At 57.6% G+C, this 3636-nt stretch carries 3 protein-coding genes; all 3 read left to right on the top strand.

Annotation, left to right across the window (positions count from 1 at the left end; genetic code table 11):
- Window positions 1-936, top strand: a 936-nt coding sequence (locus Q1Y74_RS13955; protein WP_300814897.1) for an HlyD family efflux transporter periplasmic adaptor subunit, incomplete at its 5' end; no start/stop codon positions are given.
- 368 nt (window positions 937-1304) lie between these two features.
- Entirely contained in the window at window positions 1305-2843 is a 1539-nt protein-coding gene (locus Q1Y74_RS13950) for an ABC transporter permease (RefSeq protein WP_366914115.1), read from the top strand.
- Window positions 2759-3636: FtsX-like permease family protein (locus Q1Y74_RS14050; RefSeq protein WP_366914114.1), on the top strand; the 878-nt coding region annotated here is incomplete at its 3' end. The genes Q1Y74_RS13950 and Q1Y74_RS14050, both read left to right, overlap by 85 nt.

Genomic DNA, 3636 nt, shown 5'->3' with positions numbered 1-3636 from the left:
GAGAACCTCGACCTGCTTCGCACCATCGAAGACCAGCGCGACGAGTGGGAGAAACAGCTCATCACCTACCGCGAGAAAGAGATTGAGATGGAGCAGCAGAGCCTCACCCTCCAGCAGCAGGCCCTGCAGACCGACTACGAGCTGGAGAAACTGCGCAAGAGCTTCGAGCTGGAGAAAGAGGAGTATCGCATGGGCATCAAGAGCAAGGCCCAGCTTCAGGTGTCCGAAGACGAGTACCGCTACAAGGAGAAGACCGCCCGCCTGCAACGCCAGAGCCTGCGCCACGACTCGGCCGTCTCCGTCATCCGCCGCGACCTGCTGCTGAACGACCGCGAACGCGAGCGCAAGAAGTACGAGCGTTCGTGCCGGCGCCTCGACGACCTCGTGGTGTGCGCCCCCGTCGGCGGACAGCTCAGCTTCGTCAGCGTCACCCCCGGCCAGCAGGTGCAGTCCGGCGCAAGCATAGCCGAAATCAAGGTGCTCGACCAGTTCAAGGTACACACCTCGCTCAGCGAGTACTACATCGACCGCATCACCACCGGCCTGCCCGCCACCATCCTCTACCAGGGCAAGCGCTACCCATTGAAGATCACCAAGGTGGTGCCCGAGGTGAAGGACCGCATGTTCGACGTCGATCTCGTCTTCACCGCCGACATGCCCGACAATGTCCGTGTGGGCAAGAGCTTCCGTGTGCAGATCGAACTCGGCCAGCCTGAGGATGCCCTCGTCATCCCCCGCGGCAATTTCTACCAGGCCACGGGCGGCCAGTGGATATACAAACTGAACAAGGACAAGACACGCGCCGTGCGTGTGCCCCTCACCATCGGCCGCCAGAACCCGCAGCAATACGAGGTGACCGACGGCCTCCAGCCCGGTGACTGGGTGATTACGACCGGATACGATAACTTCGGGGATGCGGAGGAGCTGGTGCTGTAGGAGCCTCACCCCCGGGAGGGGATATCTGGAAAAGGTATCCGAAGCTCTCCTCCTTCGGGAAGGTTGTTCTCCCCCGATAACGGGGGAGTTAAGAGGGGGTGAGTACCTGGCAGGTGAAAACATAAGGCATAAGATTCATAGCAAATTGCGATGACCTACCACCCCGCCCGTTGGGCACCCCTCCTTCCCGAAGGAGGGGAGCCGGATAGCATCACTCCGTTTTGATGTATCTTTGGAAAAGAGATGAATAGAATACAAACAGGTATAAATTAATAAGAAACCACTAATAACAACAACCTAAAAAGAAAGCCGCAACCCAACCTCCCCTCTCCCTGGGAGAGGGGTCGGGGGTGAGGCCGTGAATGCTTATGATACTACATTACTTGACATTAGCCATCAGAAACCTGCTGAAATATCGCACGCAAAACGTTATTTCCATCATCGGACTGGCCGTGGGCCTGTTCAGCTTCTGCGTCTGCCTGTATTGCAGCCGTTATATCGAGTCAACCAATCACTGCTTCGACAACTACGAGCGGATTGTGCAGATAAACATGTACGACCCCGGTACGGGAAACTATTTCTCCGGCACGCCCGCTCCCCTTTGCGAGGACATGCGCACCTGGGCAAAAGAGGTGGAAGCCCTTTCGTTCGTCACCTATCCCCGTCAATATACCTTCGATGTCGAGGTGAAGCCTGGCAAGACCTTGCCCTACGAGCTGCGGCGGATGGAGACGGACAGCCTTTATGCCCGTATCTTCACACCCCGCATCCTGGCCGGAAGCTGGCAGACGGCCAGCCATACGCCTAACGCACTGGTGATGAGCCGCGCGACGGCTGTCCGCATCTTCGGCAGCGAGTCCGAGGCCATCGGCAAGACTTGCACCCTGAACCGGAGGCTCTTCCCCTCATCGTCGGGCACTCCCGCCGACGGAGGCATTGTCTATACCGTGCAGGCCGTCATGGACGATACACCGCAGAACAACTCCCTCTACTTCATGGAAACGATGGACATGCTGGTGCTGAACGACAGCGACGGCCTTCTGCAGAGGCGCCACGAGATGACGGGCGGTAATACGTATGCCCTGCTGGCACCCCATGCCGACATCCGGCAACTGAAAGGGGAGATTGCGCAGCGTGGCTTCGGCTGGAACTTGTATGGCAGGGATTACGAAGTACAGGTGTTTCCCATCGGTCAGTTTCCCGACGAACGCAAGCAACTGTCCATCATCAGTTGGATTACCGGCAGCATGGGCATGCTCATCCTGCTGGTGGGGCTGCTCAACTTCTTCCACTTCCTTATCGGTTCGTATTTCAACCGCACGAAAGAGTTCAGTGTGATGAAGGTGAACGGATGCAGCGGCGGGCAGCTCTTTGCCCTGTTGTTCATCCAGTCGTTGCTGGTGGTGCTGGCAGCCTCGCTGCTGGTGCTTTGGGGCATCGAGGTGACCGACGGACGGATGGACTATTCGCTGTTTTCCATGTCGGTGGTCTTCAGTAAGTCGCTGCTCATGCGCCATGCCGCCCAGTACATCGGACTGCTGGTACTGCTTTGTGCAGGTATTTGCCTGGTAGCCACGCTGCGTATCCGCCGCATATCGGTGCAGGATGGCCTCAACGGAGGTCGCCGTCGGCGTCGGAGCCATCGGGGACGCAACTTCATGCTGGGTGTGCAGTTCTTTGTCTGCTGGCTGTTCGTGGCCTTGTCCGCTGCCCTCTATCTGCAGTCTGAAAAGACAAGCGGCACCCTGCTGCATACCCTCTCCATGCAGGAGAAAGCTTCCATCCTTAGCATTCCACTGGACTATTCGTTCCTGAACAATTGGTGGACCGTTTCAAGAGTCATGCTGCCGTGCAGGATGTCTTGCTGGCGGATATCAACTATCTGTACGGTTCGTCGGGCAACCTGATGATGACCGAGAAAGACAATCCTGACTCGTGGCTGGAAGTCAACGTCATGGCGGTGCCCCGGAATTTCTTCTCCTTCATGAATATTTCCTTAGAGCAGGGCCATGGCTTGGAGGCATCCACCGACCTGGTGGCGGACCGCACCTTGCAGCAACGGTTGCAGAAAGACGTGATGGGGATGCCTCTGTACAACTCGCAGCGGAGCTATACCGTCAGCGGCATCTGCGAGCCTTTCCAGACCGACACTTATACGAAGAGCCAAGGTTACGTCTTCATCCCCTACGATGCTTCGGGCTACATCGGCCATTGCTATCTGAAGTGCCGCAGCGGTCAGGAGCAGGAGGTCCGGACGTGGGTGGAGCAGGTGCTGCGCGAGGCCTTGCCCGAAAGCGTGCCTGTACGGGTCGGCACATTGCTCGACGACATCCACGACCGCCAACCGCTGGAATACACGCTGAAGAACATTGTGCTGTTCTTTGCCATCGTCAGCATCCTCATCACCCTGCTGGGTGTATATTCCAGCATTACGCTCGACACCGAGCGTCGTCAGAAGGAGGTAGCCATCCGCAAGGTGAACGGTGCGGGCGTGCCGCAAATCATGCTGCTCTTTGCCCGCCTGTATATCGTCCTGTTGGCAGTTAGTGCACTGCTGTCCTTCCCGCTGGTCTGGTTCCTGCTGCAGCAATGGAAGCGCATGTACATCGTCTTCTTCGACTACGGTTTCCTCTTCTGGACAAGCATTTTCGTCTTGGTAGCCGTCGTCACGGCGCTGACAGTCGTCTTCCGCATCCTGCG

The organism is uncultured Bacteroides sp. (assembly GCF_949298305.1).
Lineage (GTDB): Bacteria > Bacteroidota > Bacteroidia > Bacteroidales > Bacteroidaceae > Bacteroides.
The sequence above is the reverse complement of the archived record's forward strand: the minus strand, read 5'-3'. Positions and strand labels throughout refer to the sequence as shown.

Bases quoted from the DNA above. Each gene is read 5' to 3' on its own strand.
- Q1Y74_RS13950 (WP_366914115.1), top strand. From the start codon at position 1,305: ATGATACTACATTACTTGACATTAGCCATCAGAAACCTGCTGAAATAT.